We start from the raw sequence: 18,838 nt of genomic DNA on the forward strand, positions 1-18,838 counted from the left end.
CATATCTTCTGTCTTTTGTCAACTGTGAATTTCATTTTTCTGAAATTCTTTTTAATTGTTTGTTTTTCCGAAACAATTATTTGCGACAGCTTAGTTATAATACCACTGGGAGTTATGCTTGTCAACCATAAAATTCAATTTTTTTAGATTTTCCTGGAAGTTTATCTTAAAGAGGCAATTTCTTTTCTGCTATTATCCTATTATACTATTGTCTTCCTGTTTATTATTTTATATATGTTGTTTTTTGATAAGTCTCTTCGCTGGATGGCGCTACGCCGGTCGCATTTTCAATGCGGGAATATGCAGGGGGAAGGCCATCTCAGAGTTCCGTAAGCCCGAAGGCCCTCCCCCTGCACCCCCACCCTCTTGGGCACGGAAGGAGTTCTGCGTTGTTGTGTGTGCTACGTTGTTGACTTTTGTCTGTATGCTGCGGTACTCAGAATGGAACGTTGTGCCGATCTGGTTTCTAGATTCTTCAATATTTATGGTGGTATACTGTGCCGATCTAGTTCCTGGATTCTGGATCATGGATTCTGAATCCTTTGATGTTTCTTTGATGTTTTTTTGATGTATGCTTCCGTTCCATGCTCCGGCTTTTTTCCTGTCTTCCTCTGGCGTCCTGCTCTCCATCCTCCTCACAAATCCTCAAAAACATCCCCGACTGCATCCGCCCCCGGACCGATGCCGCCTTCCTCTGGCGTTCCTCTCTCCATCCACCTAAACAAAAAAGCCCCGGTGCCCAGCAAATACAACATTGCCAGACACCAGAGCCAAAAGAACAAATAAGTCACAACCCCGCAGAAGACTCACTTGATTCAGTTAAATCTCAATCACTTCCCATACACTGCATTAGACATACACCCCGAAATATAAGCTTCATAAGTGAACCTCACACGACTGAAGTCGCGTGCTTCCAGACGCTTTAGGCGTCAGACTGAATATCGGCGGATACACCTATAACTTAGGTGCGCAGTTATGCGCATTTCCCATGCCAGATATGGCTGGTTCCCACATTACAGGTAGTCCGCTGTATATCTGCCTGTATCTATTCTACTTTTAAGAGTTCCATTTCTGAATGGAGTTTTCTCAGATCTGCATAGACACATGAGGTTCTACGCTTTACAGGAGGGACTTTTGCCTCCAGTAAAGACCTTTCCGTTGCCGGAATGGGTTTTAAAAGTTCTCTGATAAAATATCTCGCTCCTATATTACAGGCTGCTGACAGGTCACAATTATATCGTTTTCCTGTCTGGAAAGTACAGAGGCTGTGATTTTCCCAGTCACGTGTTACCGCTCCGGAACCATCATAAGCCAGTCTGCTGGTATTCCATGCGCAGATCCTGGATACCCGCATCCCTTTCCTGTGTGCCTGATGTCTACAGCGCCTCTGGATATCCCGCTTTCTCCACAGGTGCAGTTTCTGTTTTTTCTTTCCCGATATCTTTCCCTGCATCTCCAGATACTCAAACACGATCACATCTGCATGGTTTTCTTCCGCATATCTTACAATCGCACATGCAGTCTTTTTTCCAAGTTCTGTGTTCAGACGTTTCATATATGCCCATCTTCCCTGTGTCTGCGCAGAGCCATGTTCCCTCTGGGATCTGCGGATCCGTCCCAGTGTGCGGTACATCCGGTCTTTTTCACTGGGATGATCTATGAATCTTCTTCCCAGGACAGTTCCGTCTGCCCGCATGATGGTACAGACTGCATCGGTATTGATCCCTAAGTCTACGCTGCAGATGACCTGTTCTTTCACAGGTGTTTTAGTAAGTGTTACTTCCTCTTTATAGGAAAAACGCAAAAAATACTTCTGGTGTCTCTTTTCCAGAGTCGGGGCAGATGCCTTTTTCCCTGACCAGTATCTTCTCAGATATTCCATATCTGTATGCTCCAGACATACACAGGACCATTTCCAGTCATGACCGTCATAGAGTTTCAGGTATGCTTCGTCTTTCCCTTCCACTCCTTCACGGTACATAACATCACGGTAGAAGACCGGCATGGCGTGATTTTCATATACAAGCTTTGGTTCCCCCCTCTTTCCGTCTGTCTTTTCCCATAGATCCAGCCGTGTTTTATAAGAGGATACTGTCCCCAGTGCATGCTGGATGGCAGATCTTCGCAGATAGGAAGGCATCTTTGGGAACCGGATATCAAAATCAAAACAGGCATGGTTTTTCTTCGTAGTATGTACTAGATGTTCTGCAGCATTAAAACGCCTCTTTGCATCCGGGATTTCTGCTAATTCTTCCCATACCTGCACATAAATTCCAATCAGATAGCTGACAGCAGAACGATAAATCTCCAGTGTCTGGCGGATCGGGATATTCTGTTTTCGTAATTCTACACCATAACTGGATATTATCTGCATTTTTATTTCTCCCTGATAACTCTTTTCTCAGATTCTGTTGTTTTTTCTACTACCCATGGCTATATTTTAACACATATAGTGCCGTAAGTAAACATATGTTCTTTCTTTAAGCAAAAAATTTGCGCGTCTAACTCATCACTAAAGTAACGAGAATGCGACGCGCAGTTATTCAACGCACTATCATAACGAGCCAAATACCCCTGCATAACAAATGAGTTCCTCATAACTGACGCCACATATCCCCCAGACTTCTTCAGACAGTCCAGATAAGTCCTCATCAGCAGCTGACAATCCCCCATCTGCTGATTCGAAGCTCCACCATTATTCTTCGCCACAATGATCTCATTACAAAGCTGCATAACAGAATTCATCAAAATCATCGTATTTGACACCGAAACCCACGCCTGCTTATAACCCTCGATCGTCGGTCCCGGGATCATTGTACCGGTAACTTTAAAGATCATCTCCACATTCTCAACATAACAGCTGCCAGTATACCCCTTATGAGTCCATACTGTATCCAGAACCTTCGTCAACATCTCATCAATGCCAGTTTTCTTTTCATACCCAATCCTCCTTAAAAAATATAAAGCAGCCATATTTTATTACTGCTTATTATCCTGATTTTCTTTCTGATTCTTTTCTTTTTTCTGAGCAGTACTGTCGGACTCTGCAGAATCTCCCTGCATGATCTTATTCAGTTCCTGGATCATCTCTTCATCCTTCAAACGGAATTTTACCTCTACACGTCTGGACGCATCCTTATCTACATTTCCATCTGCATCCAGAACCGGATCTGACATGGAATGCCCATTCACTGTCAGACAATCCTTCAGTTCCTGAACCTGTGAATCCTTCAGAAAATCACTCTTAATATCCAAAAGATACTGCGCTACCGCCAGAGACCTCTTCTGTGACAGCTCCAGGTTATAACTGTAATCTCCGTCTGTATCCGTATAACCATCAATAATGATCTCGCCAAGATATTTCTTATAGGAATCATCCAGCAATACCTTACAATATGTCGGCAGTACCATAGACAATGTCATCTTACCGGAATCGGTAAGCTCTGCCTGATCATAATCAAACATAACATTGGCATTCAGCGTCAGCGCACCTGTCTGTGGATCAATATCCACATTGAGGTTCTTTTTCTCAAATTCCTTCTGCAAAGCTTCCACAACCTCAGCTTTCACGCCGATGATCTTGTCGATCTTCTCCTGCTGTTCTTCCAGAAGCTCTGTTTTTTCATCCAGCGCAGACTGCTGCTCTTTCAGTGTATCCTGCTGGCTGGAAAGCTTCTTTTTCTGAGAGGACAGCTTTTTCTGCTGTTCTTTCAGCTTCTTCTGCTGTGCCTCCAGTGTTTCCTGCTGTTTGGCAAGCTTCTCCGCCAGAGAAGACAGTTCTTCATCCTGAGATTTGATCTGCTTGTCCTTGGACTTGATCTGCTCATCCTGGCTCTTTAATGTTCCTGCCTGCTCATCCAGCGCATTCTGTTTTTCCAGAAGCTCTTCTGTATATTTTTCCTGAAGAGCGATTTTTTCATCCCGTTCCTTCAGACTGTCCTGATAGCTCTTCTGTGCCTGAAAAAGTGTCACACACATGATCAGAACAAAAAGCAGCAAAACTCCTGCCATCATATCCGAATAAGAACGCCAGACATTAAACCCATGCTCCTCCGGCTTTCTTTTTTTGCGCATTGACAATTCCTCTCTTATTTAAATAAACCAAAACGGCTTTTCTGTGCTGCCTTCGTTGCCTCACGGATACTGCGCTCGATCTCATCCAGCAGCGCTTCCTGTCTTGCACCCTGTCCTTCCAGAAGATCCTCCAGACCCGTCAGCTTATCCTTAAGTTCCTGGATACCGGCATTGCTTCCATAGCCCCAGGGCTGTCCGGCGATCAGATGGATATCACGGTTATTTTTTGCCGTCTTGATCTCAGAAAGAAGCCTGCGTACCTCATCCAGAACACCGTTGACCATCTTCTGGCTCTCGGTAAATTCTTTCACTCTGGCTTCAAAATCTTCGATCATCTTCTTATCTTCACGAAGAAGCTCCTCGCTGATCCTATTGGAATCCGCAACTGCTTTCATCCCTTCTGCAGCACTGTCCACATACTGACGCATAGATGCATTGCAGTTTTTCCAGAGATCTGCGGATTCTTTTTCATTTTCATGCATATGCCGGGCAAACTTTTCGTAATCCTGTTTCTGCAGCTGCTGGATCATCTGATTATCCCGGATAATACGGTCTGCAGTCTTCATATAACTGCTCTGCATCTCATCGATTTCCTTAATGGCATCCTTCATGGCACGTTCCTGCTTCGTAAAAGTTTCACTCAGCTGACTGCTCATGGTCTTGTACAATTCTGATGTATATTCTGTATTCTCCTTCTGCACCTTCTTAAGTTCTGCCAGAGCATCATTAAAATCTTCAAACTGCATCTGAAAGGAACCATGCATCTCGCTTAAAAACGTATCCAGGATCTCCCGGATCGCATCCTGCTGCCCTTTTGTCACAGATGCGGTAAGAACGTCCAGAGAATCATTCATCTTCTGAAAAGTAGGTGTGATCACTTTCTCAAAGCTATCTGCCATCTGCACAGAAAACTGTTCCGCCATCTGTTTCATGGCTTCTGTCTGCGTCTTCTGGCTGGAAACAAGGAGATTCCAGGACTCATTCTCCGCAGTAGGGAGCACCAGTGCGTGAAAACGATCCAGAAAATCCTGCATCGCCTGGGACATCGCAGAATATCCGCTTTTCATCCCAAATGTGTACACAACAGAAAGTGCAACTCCATAAATGGAAGTCAGAAACGCAACTTTGATGCCATCTACAAGAGCGGATACAGAGCTTGTCATCACTTCATAATCTGTGGGCTGGAAATTCTTAAGTCCCCACACAAGACCGATAAATGTTCCAAGGATACCAAGGCTTGTAAAAATGTCCGGAGCCATCTCAAGGAGTCTCTTGTGGATATGTACATCTACATCCTCAATATTCACAAAATCCTCTACTTCAGCGATCCCTTCTTCCGTTCTGCTGATGCTGTCAACAAAATCATCCATCTTTTTGTCGAGATAGCGGTCACCGAAAATCCCTCGCAGCTGCCCAATCTCTTCTTTTCTGGCTCTTCCCGGAAGCTGAAACACTTCTGTGATCTCACCAGCGCCATGCTTCAGTGCTCTTGACAGATTATCCATCCGATATAAACCTGCAAAAAGCCCCACTGCGTATATGATCAGCATAAGTCCCAGAAATGTAAAATTATAAAGCAACACATTCCCGGAGCCTTTTCCAACATAAGCAGTCAGGGTTGCCGCGGCCACTGTTACTGCCAGAAACAGCGCTGTATTCATAAACTTTTTTCCCATAATATGCCTCCCCTGTCTTTATTTTTGAAAAAAGTTACTCTTTTGTTCCCATACTATCATAACATCTTCCCTAAAACAACCAGAAAGGACAATTCCTTCGCCAAAAGAATTGTCCTTTCGTCTTTTTTCTATTTATACTTTTATTTATACTTTTATACGGCAGGCTGCATCATCGCTGATCAGGATCCTGCGTCCGCAAACACCTACGATCACTCCGCCAAGTATCCTGCTTATGATCTGTACGGTCTTTCCTTCACTGACATCATATTGCCTGATCTGTTCCATAGTCTCCGGCATTCCGGTCATCCACTTGATCGTGTAGCTTTCCCCTGCTTTTGTCTCATTTAATGACTGCATATACTCACCCCATTCCATATATCACATCACTATCCGTAATTATCCTCTATCCGTAGGCGGATATTCGCAATCCGCACTTGGTTAAATGATTTCATATAATTCCAACACAATTCTGCATCTTTATATAATTAGTAAAGTTTAACTTTTATTTTTCTGAATTATTTATGTTTTTATATATTTTATCTCATTTTATCTCAATTAGTCAATCATAACCTGTGAAATTCCACCAATAAAAACAAGCAAAAAAAGAAACGCAGAACAGCCATTACAGTTATTCTGCGTTTCTCATTATTTTCTATGCATAAACTCTATCTTCTTCCAGAAGCGTTGTCTTTCCATTCTTTACTTCCACAAGATTAACACAGCAGTTTGGCGGCACGGAGCCTCTCCAGAAATTCTCCGGATCAGGATCTACATTCTGAAGAAGAGCACGGACTGCACATCCATGAGAGGCAACAAGAATTGTTTTATCCGCAAGAGTCGGATCTGATGTTATTTCATCCCAGAAATCCTTTGTCCTGGCGATTACATCAAAAATATCCTCGCCCTTTTCCGGTCGTTTAAAATTTACCGGATCACGGAAAAAAGTCTCGATCTGCGGATCGATATAATTACCATCTGCATCTCTTACCTGATCACCCTCCAACACACCAAAATCGATCTCCTGGATCCGCTTATCCGGTATGATCGGAACATCACGTTTCCCCAGAACATATTCTGCTGTCTGTTTTGCCCTTGAGAGCGGACTTGTAAAACAGATATCAAACTTCACATTACGGAGAGCTTCTCCGGTTTTTTCCGCAAGAAGGATCCCTTCCTTCGCAAGAGGTACATCCGCTGCACCCTGAAGCTTTTTTAATTTATTCCACTCAGTAAGGCCATGTCTTACAATGTAGATCAGCATCAGCTTCTCAGCTCGATTCCAAGTCCGTTAAGACCATTCATGATCTTTTTCATTGCTGCGGAGATCTCGTTTTCACCAAGAGTCTTGTCATGGGCACGGAATACCAGAGAATAAGCCATGGATTTGAAACCTTTCTCAATCTGTGCGCCCTCGTAGATATCGAACAGCTGATAACTCTCAAGAATATTTCCGCCTCTCTGATCAAAAATCTCCTCGATCTGTCCTGCGAGAACTGCATGGGGAACTACAAGGCTCAGGTCACGAGTTACAGCCGGATATTTGGCAATTCCTGTATATTTGTGGTTGAAACCAGCAAATTCCAGAACATCCAGAATGTCGATCACTGCGATATATGCTTTTTCTCCGATAGAGTAATTATCTGCAACAGCCGGATGAACCTCCCCTAAATATCCAACTACCTTACCCTCATAGATCATGTTAGCCTGTCTTCCCGGATGAAGGAATGGTTTTCCGCTGTTTGGATCGTAGGTAACCTTTTTCTTCATTCCGATCTTCTCGAAGAACTCCTCGCATACACCCTTCATATCAAAGAAATCGCCTTTTCCGTACATTCCAAGTGTAAACATGGTACGCTCATCCGGAAGCTCTGTAACCGGAAGGGACTTCGGAAGATAGATATTTCCAAGCTCGTAAAGACGAACATCTTTATTACGTCTGTTATAGTTTGTGGAAAGGGATGCCAGCATACCGTTCAGTGTGCTTGTACGCATGATACTGTAGTCCTCTCCAAGAGGATTGCTGATGGTGATGACTTTACGAAGATCACTGTCCTCAGGAATACAAAGCTTGTCAAATACCTTCGGGCTTTCGAAAGAATAGGACATTCCCTCTGAGAATCCGCAGTATTCTGCGATATCTCTTGCAACCTCCTGGATACGAAGCTTAAATGGCAGCTTACCCGTAGTAGCCTCTCCTGTAGGAAGTGTCATCGGGATCTTATCATAGCCATAGAATCTTGCAACCTCCTCTGCAACATCTGCATTACAGTGGATATCCTGACGGAATGTCGGTGCAACGATCTCGTCTGTTTTTTCATCATAAACCAGTTCTACACGTCCAAGATAATCGATCATCTCTTCTTTTGTAAGGCTGGTTCCAAGAAGCTTGTTGATCTTCTCAGGCTCAAATTTTACTCTGGATGGCTCTCTTGTTTCGCTGCAGACATCAACCATTCCGCCTACAACCTCACCTGCACCAAGCTCTTCCATCAGCTGGCATGCACGGTCAATTGCAGCCTGTGCATTGTTCGGGTCAAGACCCTTCTCAAATTTACCGGATGCATCTGTACGAAGTCCGATCCTCTTGGAAGAAAGACGGATGCTGGTTCCATCGAAGCACGCCGCCTCAAAAAGAACCGTTTTTACATCGTCTGTGATCATGGAATTCTCTCCCCCCATGATACCTGCGATGCCGACAGCCTTCTCACCGTCACAGATCATCAGAACGTTCTCATCCATGATACGCTCCTGGCCATCCAGTGTGACGAATTTCTCATCTTTTCCTGCACGGCGTACAACGATCTCCTGATTTGCGATGGTATCCAGATCATATGCATGCATTGGCTGTCCAAACTCTTCCATTACATAGTTTGTGATATCAACCAGGTTGTTGATCGGGCGGATTCCATTGGAAGCCAGACATCTCTGCATCCACTTCGGGGACGGACCGATCTTGACATTTTTTACAACTCTTGCGCAGTAACGCGGGCAAAGCTCCGGATCCTCTACAGTAACTTTTACATAATCGGAAGCTTTCTCATCATTTTCCTTAACCTCTACAACCGGCGGGCAGAATTTCTTCTGGAAGGTTGCTGCTGCCTCTCTTGCGATTCCAAGAACACCGTAGCAGTCTACACGGTTGGAAGTGATCTCATACTCAAATACCACATCGTCAAGGCCAAGTGCTTTAACAGCGCTCTCACCCACAACTGCGTCCTCAGGGAAAATATAGATTCCGTATTCCGGCGCTTCCGGATACATTTCTCTGGTGCTTCCAAGCTCCTCGATAGAGCACACCATACCAAAGGACTCAACGCCACGGAGTTTGCCTTTTTTGATCTTGATCCCTCCGGGAGTCATTTTTCCATCATGGCCGCCTGCAACACGTCCGCCATCAAGAACAACCGGAACCTTATCTCCTTCTTTTACATTCGGAGCGCCTGTTACGATCTGCACACTCTCAGTTCCGATGTTTACCTGGCAGATGATCAGCTTATCTGCATCCGGATGCTTCTCAATCTTATCGATCTGGCCGATCACGATCTTATCGAGATCTGCATCCAGCTCTGTAAAGCCCTCTACCTTTGTGCCTGTTAAGGTCATGGCATCTGTATATTCCTGTGCCGTTACATCCAGATCCGGCACATATGTTTTAATCCAAGATAATGAAGTATTCATTTTGGTTGTCCCTTCTTTTTTCTATATTTACTGTCAGACGGATACTCATGATCCGTGTTCACTGTTTTAGAACTGTTTCAGGAATCTGCTGTCGTTCTCATAGAGAAGACGCATATCATCGATCTCATATTTCAGAAGTGCGATACGCTCCAGACCTACACCAAAGGCAAATCCTGTATACTCATCCGGATCGATCCCACACATACGGAGAACATTCGGATGAACCATACCACAGCCAAGAATTTCAATCCAGCCGGAACCTTTACAGAAACGGCAGCCTTTTCCGCCGCATTTGAAGCAGGAAACATCAACCTCAGCGCTCGGCTCTGTGAACGGGAAATGATGCGGACGGAATTTGGTCTTTGTCTCCGGTCCGAACAGCTCTTTTGCAAACTCCTGAAGGGTTCCCTTAAGATCTGCAAACGTAACGTTCTTATCAATAACAAGGCCCTCGATCTGATGGAAGGAAGGTGAATGTGTTGCATCTACCTCGTCAGAACGGAATACACGACCAGGTGCGATCATACGGATCGGAAGCTTGCCTTTTTCCATCTCACGTGCCTGCACCGGTGATGTCTGGGAACGGAGCAGAATGGAATCATTGATAAAGAATGTATCCTGCTCATCTCTTGCCGGATGATCCTCCGGAATATTCAGCTTTGTAAAGTTGTAGTCCGCATACTCAACCTCCGGACCTTCCACAACCTCATAGCCCATTCCGATGAAAATACGCTCAACCTCTTCCAGAGCAATAGTATTCGGATGGCGATGACCGATCTTCGCTTTCTTTGCAGGAAGTGTTACATCGATCACTTCTGCCTTCATTTTTTCCTCACGGACCTTCTCCTCGAAATCCTTTTTGGAGGCTTCCAGAAGTTCTTCGATCTTAGCTCTTGTCTCATTGACAAGCTGTCCAACCTTCGGACGTTCTTCCGGAGCAACATCCTTCATACCTTTTAAGATTGCAGTAAGCTCACCTTTTTTTCCAAGATATGCAACACGCACATCATTCAGCTTATCCAGGCCCTCGGATTCCTCGATCCGTTTTCTGGCATTTTCAGCCAGTTCCTGAAGTCTTTCTTTCATATCCATGGTCTATTTCTCCTTTAATTAAAATGATCAAATGATCCGCCGCCCACCCCGAAGATCCAGATATGGGCAATAAAAAACCGTCCCTCATAAAAGGGACGGAATATCCGCGGTACCACCCAGTTTCCCATGAAAAGATCACGGGCACCTCTTGTCTGCTTAACGCGCAGCTTACGTCATCTCCTACTGTTACTTCAGAGAGGAAGCTCCGGTGGGAAATTCAAGAACCATCTGAACCCGGGGAAGCTTACAGCCGGTGACTTCCCTTCTCTGCGAGAAAATGATCCTCTATAAACACCTTCACAGCTTTTCTGTCTTTTAATACTATGCCACAAGGTCTGCCTTCTGTCAAGCGCAAAGTCAGGATTCTTTGGAACTGTTTTTTTCATTTTCTTTCTTGGAAAGAAGTGTTTTTACAGATCTCTGGGCCTTTCGGAATTCATTTTCGAAGTAGGCATTGATCTCCGCCCCGTAAAGAAGCAGGTTCATACACACATACAGCCACAGCATTACCATGATCAGCGCAGTCAGACTTCCGTACATATTTCCAAAACTCGGAAAAAATTCAAAATACAGGGAAAATCCATAGGAAAATATCATCCATGCCACTGCGATCATAAATGCACCCGGAAGCTGGCTTTTAAAGGTTGCCTTTCGGTTTGGAAGCACTTTATAAAGGACCAGAAACACTGCAAACAGCACGGCAAATACAAGCAATGTCCTGGCCCCTATAACCTTGGCCAGCAGTCTCCCGAGAATCGGAATGGTTCTCTGTGCAGCTACTTGGATTCGATTACCAAGAACCAGGACCAGAAGAGTGACAATGATCGCCAGCACAAACAACAGCATATAAAAAACCGAATAGATTCGGGTCATCAGCCAGTTTCGGGTTTCCTTTACATGATAAATGGTATTTAAGCCATTGGTGATCGCCTGCATTCCCTTTCCGGACGCCCAGAGCGCCATCAACGCAGACAACGGCACGATGGCTGTACTTCTTTTGTATACTTCTACCACAATGCTCAGCACAAAGGTCTGCAGATTTCCGGGCACAAACCCGATGATGGCATCCCTGACAACATTATAGCTTAACGGTGTATAACGGATCAGCGTTGTAAGAAACAGTATAAACGGGATAAAAGACATGATCAGAAAATACGCTGCCTGGGCCGCATATGCACTGACATGATCTCCGTTTGCCCTGCGCACAAATCCCAGCATGAGCTGGATTATATTTTTCTTTTCCTCGTCCATGCTGACCTCCCTCAGGTTTCTTTTTTCACCAGGAAAAACGTTCAAATCCGATCTTATCCTGGATTTCCGGAAAAAGCTTTACTTCCGGCTGCAGGCTCTTATGTTCGCCTATCATCTTTTCCATCCATACCATATTATACCAGCGGTTAAACTTATAGCCGCATCTGTGGAACTCTCCCACACGCTTATAGCCGAAATGCTTATGAAAATCCACACTGGCACTGGTCAGGTATTCATCATCTTTTGGTGCAACTGCAATGCAGGCGTTCAGGTTCAGAATTCCCATCTCTGCAAGAAGACTCTCCAAGGCTCGATAGAGTCTGCCTCCTGCACCGCTGCCCCGCCGGTCATGTCTCACATAAACAGACATCTCCGCACACCAGCCATAAGCAGCCCTCGGGTGAAACGCCGAACCATAGGCATATCCCAGGATCTCTCCGTTCTCTTCTGCCACAATATACGGATATTTCACCTTTATATCATGGATTCGCTGCGTAAACTCTTCTATGGAAGGTGTTTCGTATTCAAATGTGATCGCAGTTTTTTCTACGTAGTAGGAATAAATCTCTAAAAGTGTTGCTGCATCTCTCTCTTCTGCCACACGTATCTGCATTGCCTTCTCGCACCTCTTTTATTTCTGTTTATCTGTTATTTCACAAAAAAACGGTAAACCGTTTCGGAGCTGTACTCTTCACCGGGAAGCAGGATCGGAGAATGGAAATCCTCTACATTGACTGCATTTGGCTCCACCTGTGTCTCCAGGCAGAATCCATAACGTTCATGATAAATATGACCGTTCTTTCCCTTCTCATCCTTAACAAAATTGCCTGCATAGAACTGCACACACGGGCAATCGGAGGAAACCTCCATACCGATACCGGATTCCCTGCAGTATGCAGTAGCGATCGAACGGACATTGCCCTTTGCATAATTATCGGTTACATAGTTATGGTCATAACCGCCTGTAAACTTCAGCTGTTCAAAGTCCGCCTCAATGTCTCTGCCGATCGGTTTGGAAACATTGAAATCCATCGGCGTTCCCGCCACCGGTGCATATTCACCGGTAGGAATGGACTGGCTGTCTTTTACCGGAGTAAAATACTTCGCATGAATACATACTTCCTGGTCAAGCACATCTCCGCTGCCTTCTCCGTTCAGATTAAAATAAGAATGGTTGGTCATATTGGCAACGGTAGCTGCATCAGAGCGTCCTCTGTAAAAAATCTTCAGTTCGTTTTCCTCTGTGAATTCATATTTCACAACAATGGAAAATTCTCCCGGAAATCCGTTCTCTCCATCCGGACTGATGCGGAAGAAATCCACGCTGTTCTTCTCCTGGGAAATTTCTTTTACTTCCCACAGCTTTTTCTCAAAACCATCCGGACCGCTGTGAAGATTGTTGTGATTCTCATTCTCTGCAAGAACCACTTCTTTATCATCAATAAAAAATCTGGAATTCTCGATACGGTTTCCACTTCTTCCAATGATCGCACCGAAAAAGCATCCATTAATCTCATATCCCCGGATATCGTCATATCCAAGGACCACATCCTTCAGATCTCCCTTCTTATCCGGAACACATATCTTCACCAGGATCGCACCATACTGAAGCACTTCAGCATAGGCACCTTTTTTATTCTCAAGATGATAGATTTTTACTTCTTCCCCTGTAGGAAGTGTCCCAAATTTCCTTTCAGAAACACTCATGCTGTAATTCCTCCCATATATGAAAAAAGAGCCACTAACCGGCTCTATGTCTTTAACCGATTAATCCCGGGATGCCGTTCCCTTATTTTTGACGCCTAGCAGATGCTAGGTGGGTATCCTCAACAGTGTCTTCTGCCTACCACGACGTGAGGTCTGACATCCAACCTGCGATTTTGGATTCCCAAAATGTCAATGTAGGTTCAAAAAGAAAAGGGGGATCGAACATTCCAGGATTCGGTTTTCGTTGTTTTTATTATAAACCAGTATTTGTGCTTTTTCAACAGAAAATACATTTTCTTACTGATTTTATTATCAATTATTATTTGATCTTAAGGATATCCTTTACTGCTGCCGGCATATCCACTGCATCTACCACCCTGTCATGAAGAACCGGAGCAGTACGGATTTCTTCAACTGCACGTGGAACAGGTACTCCGGAAAGCGCACTTAATGCATCTACAAGGCCAAAATCATCCAGATCTTTATGCTCCTCACCAAGTGCTTCCATAACACTTCTTGTGAATTTATACGGACTTGCAGTAGAGGCGATCACTGTCGGAAGATGATCCGCTGTCTCACTTACATACTTCTTATATACGCCGGCTGCAACTGCAGTATGCGTATCGATCACATAATTGCTGTTTTTGTAGATATCACTGATGGCCTGTGCAGTCTCATCTTCACTGCAGAAATTACCATAAAAATCAACAAGCTGTGCTTTCATATCGTCAGTAATGGTATATTCGCCGCCCTCACTTAAGGATTTCATAAGCTCTGCACATTTTTCAGCATTTTCTCCGGTAAGACGATAGATCAGTCTTTCCAGATTGCTGGAGATCAGGATATCCATGGAAGGAGATGTCGTAAGGATGAAATCTCTCTTTCTGTCATAGGTTCCTGTGCGGAAGAAATCATAAAGAACACGGTTCTCATTCGATGCACAGATCAGCTTGTGGATCGGAAGTCCCATCTGTTTCGCATAGTATGCTGCAAGGATATTTCCGAAGTTTCCGGTAGGAACTACCACATTGATCTCCTGTCCGTCTTTGATCCTGCCGTCGCGTACCAGTGATGCGTAGGCATATACATAATATACAATCTGAGGAACAAGACGACCGATGTTGATAGAGTTTGCAGAAGAAAACTGGAAGCCTGCCTGATCCAGCTCTGCTGCCAGCTCATGATCATTGAACATCTTCTTAACTGCAGTCTGGGCATCATCAAAGTTACCGGTAATACCTACCACATAAGTGTTGGCACCCTTCTGAGTTACCATCTGTTTCTCCTGGATCGGGCTGACACCATGCTTCGGATAAAATACAATGATCTTCGTTCCCGGCACATCTGCAAAGCCTGCCATGGCAGCTTTACCGGTATCTCCTGATGTTGCGGTAAGGATCACGATCTCATTCTTAACATTATTCTTCTTCGCTGCAGTTGTCATCAGATGCGGAAGAATGGAAAGTGCCATATCCTTAAATGCAATGGTCGCGCCATGGAACAGTTCCAGGAAATATGCCCCATCCGCTTCATGAAGAGGCGCGATCTTTTCTGTATCAAATTTGCTGTCGTATGCTTTGTTGATACAGTTCTTAAGCTCATCCTCGGTAAAATCTGTAAGGAAACGGCTCATTACCTCATATGCTGTCTCCTGGTAGGTCATCTGTGCCAGCTTGTCCATTGGTACATCCAGCTGTGGAATGCTTTCAGGCACGAACAGTCCGCCGTCCTCAGAAAGGCCCTTAAGTATGGCCATAGACGCTGTAACTGCCTGCTCTTTTCCTCTGGTGCTCTTGTACAATACCTGCATTGGTGTTCCGCCTTTCTATTGTAAGATATTCGTTTTCTTTTCAACGTTATCACATTATAGCATGGAATTATGGAAAATGCCACCACTTTTAAAAAAGAATCTGTCTTGCCCAATCCCACCCTGAGATCAGACAGATATTCACAGCTTTCGGATAAAAAGAAACCGCCGGTCTGTTTCTGCCGGCGGTTGGTTCCTTCTGTACTGCATCAGTTCTTCCTATTTATATGTATAAAATTCATGGACCCCGTATTTAAAGAGCCTCTTCAGGTCCTTTTCAAACCATTTCACATTATGTTCCTCTGCTGCAGATTTCTGGATAAAGAACAGTGCACCTTCAGAATAATCAGTACCCTTCAGCGCCTGCTTGACCGCTTCCCTTGTTTCATCGGAAACTGCAACTTCATTGATCCTGCCATCATAGGTCGGTGAAAACTGCGGAACGCCGTCACTGTTATCCCAGACAACCTCTGTCACCGTATTCGGAAAATCTTCGCTTTTTACACGGTTCATGATGACGTTAGCCACCAGAACACGGCCCTTGATATCTTCACTTCCTGCTTCTGCCTCCACGATCCTCAGAAGTGTATCATAGTCTTCATCTGACATCAGTGTGGGATTTTCTGCCAGTGTGATCGACCTTGCATCAAGTTCATTTACTTTGTTTTCCATAGAGGAGCTTACATTAAGATCTGCAGCAGTATTGGTTACTTTCTGTACTCTCTGGCCTACGATCACCTGCTCACAGGAACTTCCGATCCTTGTAACCGTACTTCCGGATAATGGTGTATCCGTAACTCCTGAAACCACACCTGCGATCCCGGTAGGAACAGCAACCTCTTCATAGGGAGAGCTCTCTCCTCCATCTGAAGCTGCATAAACCCTGCCTCCCTCACTTTCTGCAAATGTCCTTGTCCCCAGAGAAATAACCATCGCCAAAACTGCACATAATGTCAGCACTGCAAAACTGCGCGCGGAATTTCCTCCGGTTTTTCCATTTCTACGTTCATCCTGGACTCCGTCAGTCTCACGTAAATCTTTCTCAACTTTCATAATCTCATTCCTTGCGTTTCATTTTCTGTAACAGCCCATAATCCTCCGATGCGACATCACAGCCCCCATTATCATCGCTTCCCGGATAAATACGGATCATTACGATTTCCTTTACATGTTTGTAACATTTTTGTAATGTATGGGAAAATTATATTTAATAATATTGAATATGTCAAGCTTTTTCCCGTATTTAACGCTTCAACGGCGGTATTTGTGTTTTATCCACACCTTATCCACATGTATTCCACATAAAATCCACATAAAATCGCAGAGTTATCCACACTCATGCCATATTTCATTTCAGAAAAAAAGGCAGATAGCGTCTCCATCTCCGTCCAATGTTGTACACCCACTTTCCGGAAATCGTACTTCTATCTGCCTGTTTATCCTTTTTCAGAACAGTTTTTTCTTCTGTTATTTACGGATTTGATTATAATATTTTGTTTTCATCCAGTCAAGGATTTTTGCTCGACCAGATCCGACACCTTATGCAAAACGGCACAATGCCTGCACGAAAAGTGTCGCATAAACGCACAGATCAATACTCCAGGCTCCCAGAAACAGCCCCCATGGTGTTTCCCCGGCTCCTTCGGCAAACCGTTTGGGCTTCAGCGCAAGGATCAGCGAAAAAAGAAGCGGCAGAAAATACCGTCCCTGAACGCCCAGGATCTTATCGTAGCCATAGGCTGTCCACTGTCCGTATAACGTTACAAAGATCAGCGCAAATACCAGGAGACTGACTCCTCCCAGAATGCTCTTTACCGGAAGATCCAGACGGATTCCCGACATATCATCATTCCCGGAAACCTGAAGGACCAGGACCAGAAGATATCCCATTGCCAGCAGGGCACAGACAGGAATGTTCAGCCATCCAAGATTACTTCCTATCATTTCTGTAAGATAGGTCACACCAAAATTATCCAGGCTCCGCACAAAAGTCAGGACAAAGGCAGCCGGATCCTTCAGGATCCCCACAAGCTGTGCAGCTGTATCCACACCTGGCTGTGACTCACAGAGATATCGGGACGCAATGGCCAGCCAGCCGAAACTTAAGATCAGGATCACAGCTCCTGCACAGACCACATGAAACCAGTAATTTTTCCTGCTTTTAAACCGTTCTTTCGGAATCAGGAACAGGAGCAGGCAAAACGGCATGTAAACCACTTTGCAAAGACACAGGAATCCGGTCAGCACGTACATCCATATCAGCTGTCTTCTACTCATCACTTCTTTTTGTTTATATCGCATAGCCAGTACAAAGGCAGCCAGAGCAACCGTCAGAGCCAGGGCCAGGGCATCTGCTGACATGGAATTTGCTGACTGGATATTCACAGGTACCAGCCCCAGAAGTACGAGGAAATTTTTCCCAACAGGCGTCAGACGAATGGCAAAGAAAAAGAACAGTCCAAACATAAGCATATTGGCGATCCTTCCCGCATAGGCAAGAACCATCGGCCGGTCCGTAAACAGATCTGCAATGCGGATCCCTACTGCCTGGGGAAGATACGAAGTAGGTGCATACAAGGCTGTATTTCCAAATCCGTAAAACTGTGTTTTTTCCCGGTCGATACGCTGATCTGCATTCTCTCCGATATCCCATAATGATACATGATCCTTGGCGGAAAATTCCGGAACCAGACCACTGTTAAACGTCCTTCCATATGAGAATAAGTCGTTTCCTCCGTTGCCTTCCGACGTCAGATATCCTCTGGAAACCTCATAGCTTCTCAGATAATGGCTGTACTCATCCGGCGAATTAAAGGCCGGAACCGCCGCCAGCGTACAGATACTCATAAAAATATAAACAACGGCAAACACCACTTCTGCCCGGAGCTGTCTGCGTTTCAGAAATGCAAAGATCACCAGCATCACAGCTGCCGCCGCTCCAATCACCAGAAACACCAGTGATTTTGGAAATGGCCTGGAAATGATCCGATAGGCAAGTGTCTGTGTATCATCCTTCTGGCTCACCAACCCTGCAGCTACTCCGGTATCCCCTTTTGCGCCATCTAAAACGATCCGGAATTTCTGCCCCTTACATTCCGTAAGCTTCTGGTCAAGCCGGAAATACGTGGCACCCCCCGACGATATGGTCAGTCTGCTGGCCTGCCAGCTCTGGATCTCCCTTTCATTCTGATACAGCGTTATCTGAAACGTTCCAGCAACCGATGCACTCTCTGTAGAAAGAAAAAGCTCCACACCGGACAGACGGTTCGTTTTGCAGGTAAACTCCTCTTCAAAGCTTCCTCCCGCACCGATCATAGACCAGGTATCCGGTCTTGCCTGCTGCTTTACATTTCCGAGGATCTCCGAATCACTAAGCAGATATGCGGAAAAGATCAGGATCATTCCCCATATCAGCAGATATTTCAGAGCGTTTTTCAGCTCTGCAGACAGGCTGTATGAGCTCCTGTTTTTTTTCTTATTTTTCATAATATCCCTCTTACTCACTGTTATTTTCACATTCCGCACTATTATAGCATCTGCACGGCAAAAAAAG

Annotated in this window: 15 protein-coding genes, 1 other RNA gene and 1 other annotated feature; all 16 genes read right to left on the reverse strand. The window is 44.9% G+C overall.

Translation table 11 applies throughout. From position 1 onward, the window contains the following. Positions 1-270: 270 nt before the first annotated feature. Positions 271-630 carry a hypothetical protein gene (locus BN3261_RS17855; RefSeq protein WP_059086350.1) on the reverse strand — a complete coding sequence of 120 codons (360 nt, stop codon included), beginning with the start codon at positions 628-630 and terminating at the stop codon, positions 271-273. Between the two features lie 415 nt (positions 631-1,045). After that, positions 1,046-2,374 carry an IS200/IS605 family element transposase accessory protein TnpB gene (locus BN3261_RS11950; RefSeq protein ID WP_059086351.1) on the reverse strand — a complete coding sequence of 443 codons (1,329 nt, stop codon included), beginning with the start codon at positions 2,372-2,374 and terminating at the stop codon, positions 1,046-1,048. Positions 2,375-2,433: 59 nt separating this feature from the next. Further along, positions 2,434-2,973: a hypothetical protein gene (locus BN3261_RS11955; RefSeq protein ID WP_059086352.1), complete on the reverse strand. Its 540-nt coding sequence runs from the start codon at positions 2,971-2,973 to the stop codon at positions 2,434-2,436. A gap of 6 nt (positions 2,974-2,979) precedes the next feature. Further along, positions 2,980-4,074: an OmpA family protein gene (locus BN3261_RS11960; protein ID WP_022427215.1), complete on the reverse strand. Its 1,095-nt coding sequence runs from the start codon at positions 4,072-4,074 to the stop codon at positions 2,980-2,982. 14 nt (positions 4,075-4,088) lie between these two features. Continuing rightward, on the reverse strand, positions 4,089-5,750 hold the full coding sequence (locus tag BN3261_RS11965) for a MotA/TolQ/ExbB proton channel family protein (protein WP_059086353.1): 1,662 nt from the start codon (positions 5,748-5,750) through the stop codon (positions 4,089-4,091). 144 nt (positions 5,751-5,894) lie between these two features. Beyond that, a complete protein-coding gene (locus BN3261_RS11970) occupies positions 5,895-6,107 on the reverse strand; it encodes a ferrous iron transport protein A (RefSeq protein WP_044962386.1) in 213 nt (70 codons plus the stop codon). A gap of 295 nt (positions 6,108-6,402) precedes the next feature. Beyond that, on the reverse strand, positions 6,403-7,011 hold the full coding sequence (locus tag BN3261_RS11975; RefSeq protein WP_021652918.1) for a histidine phosphatase family protein: 609 nt from the start codon (positions 7,009-7,011) through the stop codon (positions 6,403-6,405). Further along, on the reverse strand, positions 7,011-9,428 hold the full coding sequence (gene pheT / locus BN3261_RS11980; protein WP_059086354.1) for a phenylalanine--tRNA ligase subunit beta: 2,418 nt from the start codon (positions 9,426-9,428) through the stop codon (positions 7,011-7,013). Before pheT ends, BN3261_RS11975 begins: the two co-directional genes overlap by 1 nt. A 66-nt stretch (positions 9,429-9,494) precedes the next feature. Then, positions 9,495-10,514: a phenylalanine--tRNA ligase subunit alpha gene (gene pheS, locus BN3261_RS11985; protein WP_044962388.1), complete on the reverse strand. Its 1,020-nt coding sequence runs from the start codon at positions 10,512-10,514 to the stop codon at positions 9,495-9,497. 94 nt (positions 10,515-10,608) lie between these two features. Further along, positions 10,609-10,830: a binding site (T-box leader), on the reverse strand. A 47-nt stretch (positions 10,831-10,877) separates the two neighbouring features. Beyond that, on the reverse strand, positions 10,878-11,771 hold the full coding sequence (locus BN3261_RS11990; protein WP_059086355.1) for a YihY/virulence factor BrkB family protein: 894 nt from the start codon (positions 11,769-11,771) through the stop codon (positions 10,878-10,880). A gap of 25 nt (positions 11,772-11,796) precedes the next feature. Continuing rightward, on the reverse strand, positions 11,797-12,384 hold the full coding sequence (locus BN3261_RS11995) for a GNAT family N-acetyltransferase (RefSeq protein ID WP_059086356.1): 588 nt from the start codon (positions 12,382-12,384) through the stop codon (positions 11,797-11,799). A gap of 35 nt (positions 12,385-12,419) precedes the next feature. Beyond that, positions 12,420-13,478 (reverse strand): aldose epimerase family protein, encoded by a 1,059-nt coding sequence (locus BN3261_RS12000; protein WP_059086357.1) that lies wholly within the window; start codon positions 13,476-13,478, stop codon positions 12,420-12,422. A gap of 59 nt (positions 13,479-13,537) precedes the next feature. Beyond that, a non-coding RNA gene (gene ssrS, locus BN3261_RS17360) (6S RNA) lies at positions 13,538-13,715 on the reverse strand. 82 nt (positions 13,716-13,797) lie between these two features. After that, complete coding sequence (gene thrC, locus BN3261_RS12005) at positions 13,798-15,288, reverse strand: threonine synthase (RefSeq protein WP_059086358.1); 1,491 nt, start codon at positions 15,286-15,288, stop codon at positions 13,798-13,800. 216 nt (positions 15,289-15,504) lie between these two features. Beyond that, positions 15,505-16,338, reverse strand: coding sequence for a cell wall hydrolase (locus tag BN3261_RS12010; protein ID WP_059086359.1), 834 nt, complete (start codon positions 16,336-16,338; stop codon positions 15,505-15,507). A 486-nt stretch (positions 16,339-16,824) separates the two neighbouring features. Then, positions 16,825-18,771 (reverse strand): DUF2142 domain-containing protein, encoded by a 1,947-nt coding sequence (locus tag BN3261_RS12015; RefSeq protein WP_059086360.1) that lies wholly within the window; start codon positions 18,769-18,771, stop codon positions 16,825-16,827. Positions 18,772-18,838: the final 67 nt, after the last annotated feature.

Origin of the sequence: Blautia massiliensis (ex Durand et al. 2017) (assembly GCF_001487165.1) — a bacterium.
Lineage (GTDB): Bacteria > Bacillota > Clostridia > Lachnospirales > Lachnospiraceae > Blautia_A > Blautia_A fusiformis.

Bases quoted from the DNA above. Each gene is read 5' to 3' on its own strand.
- BN3261_RS17855 (WP_059086350.1), bottom strand. From the start codon at position 630: ATGGAGAGCAGGACGCCAGAGGAAGACAGGAAAAAAGCCGGAGCATGG.
- BN3261_RS11950 (WP_059086351.1), bottom strand. From the start codon at position 2,374: ATGCAGATAATATCCAGTTATGGTGTAGAATTACGAAAACAGAATATC.
- BN3261_RS11955 (WP_059086352.1), bottom strand. From the start codon at position 2,973: ATGGCTGCTTTATATTTTTTAAGGAGGATTGGGTATGAAAAGAAAACT.
- BN3261_RS11960 (WP_022427215.1), bottom strand. From the start codon at position 4,074: ATGCGCAAAAAAAGAAAGCCGGAGGAGCATGGGTTTAATGTCTGGCGT.
- BN3261_RS11965 (WP_059086353.1), bottom strand. From the start codon at position 5,750: ATGGGAAAAAAGTTTATGAATACAGCGCTGTTTCTGGCAGTAACAGTG.
- BN3261_RS11970 (WP_044962386.1), bottom strand. From the start codon at position 6,107: ATGCAGTCATTAAATGAGACAAAAGCAGGGGAAAGCTACACGATCAAG.
- BN3261_RS11975 (WP_021652918.1), bottom strand. From the start codon at position 7,011: ATGCTGATCTACATTGTAAGACATGGCCTTACTGAGTGGAATAAATTA.
- pheT (WP_059086354.1), bottom strand. From the start codon at position 9,428: ATGAATACTTCATTATCTTGGATTAAAACATATGTGCCGGATCTGGAT.
- pheS (WP_044962388.1), bottom strand. From the start codon at position 10,514: ATGAAAGAAAGACTTCAGGAACTGGCTGAAAATGCCAGAAAACGGATC.
- BN3261_RS11990 (WP_059086355.1), bottom strand. From the start codon at position 11,771: ATGGACGAGGAAAAGAAAAATATAATCCAGCTCATGCTGGGATTTGTG.
- BN3261_RS11995 (WP_059086356.1), bottom strand. From the start codon at position 12,384: ATGCAGATACGTGTGGCAGAAGAGAGAGATGCAGCAACACTTTTAGAG.
- BN3261_RS12000 (WP_059086357.1), bottom strand. From the start codon at position 13,478: ATGAGTGTTTCTGAAAGGAAATTTGGGACACTTCCTACAGGGGAAGAA.
- thrC (WP_059086358.1), bottom strand. From the start codon at position 15,288: ATGCAGGTATTGTACAAGAGCACCAGAGGAAAAGAGCAGGCAGTTACA.
- BN3261_RS12010 (WP_059086359.1), bottom strand. From the start codon at position 16,338: ATGAAAGTTGAGAAAGATTTACGTGAGACTGACGGAGTCCAGGATGAA.
- BN3261_RS12015 (WP_059086360.1), bottom strand. From the start codon at position 18,771: ATGAAAAATAAGAAAAAAAACAGGAGCTCATACAGCCTGTCTGCAGAG.